Annotated in this window: 1 protein-coding gene and 1 pseudogene; both read left to right on the top strand. The window is 58.0% G+C overall.

The window, feature by feature from the left end:
• Positions 1 to 356: pseudogene (locus A3730_RS07480) on the top strand (signal recognition particle-docking protein FtsY); the annotation flags it as partial.
• A 116-nt stretch (positions 357 to 472) separates the two neighbouring features.
• Positions 473 to 776, top strand: a 304-nt coding sequence (locus A3730_RS07475) for a cell division ATP-binding protein FtsE (RefSeq protein ID WP_156501051.1), incomplete at its 3' end; no start/stop codon positions are given.

The following is a 776-nucleotide window of genomic DNA, read 5'->3' as shown; positions in this document are numbered from 1 at the left end:
CCGACACCGCCGGGCGCTTGCATACCCGCGGCAACCTGATGGACGAGCTCACCAAGGTGACCCGGGTGATGAAGAAACTGATTCCGGATGCCCCCCATGAGGTATTGCTGGTACTCGATGCGGGCACCGGACAAAATGCCATCAACCAGGCAGAACAGTTCCGCGATGCCGCTGGCGTGACCGGGTTGGCACTCACCAAGCTCGACGGCACCGCCAAAGGCGGTATCCTGTTTGCCTTGGCCAAACGTACTGGCCTGCCGATTCGTTTTATCGGCGTCGGGGAACGACTGGAAGACCTGCGTCCCTTCCATGCGGAAGAGTTTGTGCAGGCACTGTTTGAAGATGTGACGGGGTGACAAGTTCAAAGTTAAAAGTTGAAACGCGGCACAGGCCGAAGCGGCTTGAGTGCCCGTGCCCGCGCTTTTCCCTTTGAACTTTAAACTTTTTACTTTGAACTGTCCGAAGGACGCCCATGATTCAGTTTGACCGGGTCAGCAAACGCTACCCGAACGGGAAAGACGCGCTCAGCAAAGTGGGATTCACACTCCCCGCCGGGCAGTTGACGTTTCTCACCGGTCACTCCGGGGCGGGCAAGTCCACCCTGCTGAAGCTGATCATGATGATCGAACGCCCGACACAGGGGCAGGTGCTGATTGATAACCAGAACCTGAACGGCTTCAGTAATCGCCACATCCCCCTGCTGCGCCGCAAGATCGGCATGGTCCACCAGAACCACCAGCTACTGTTCGACCGCAGCGTCTTCGATAACGTGGCCC

The organism is Alcanivorax sp. HI0044 (assembly GCF_001634945.1).
The sequence above is the reverse complement of the archived record's forward strand: the minus strand, read 5'-3'. Positions and strand labels throughout refer to the sequence as shown.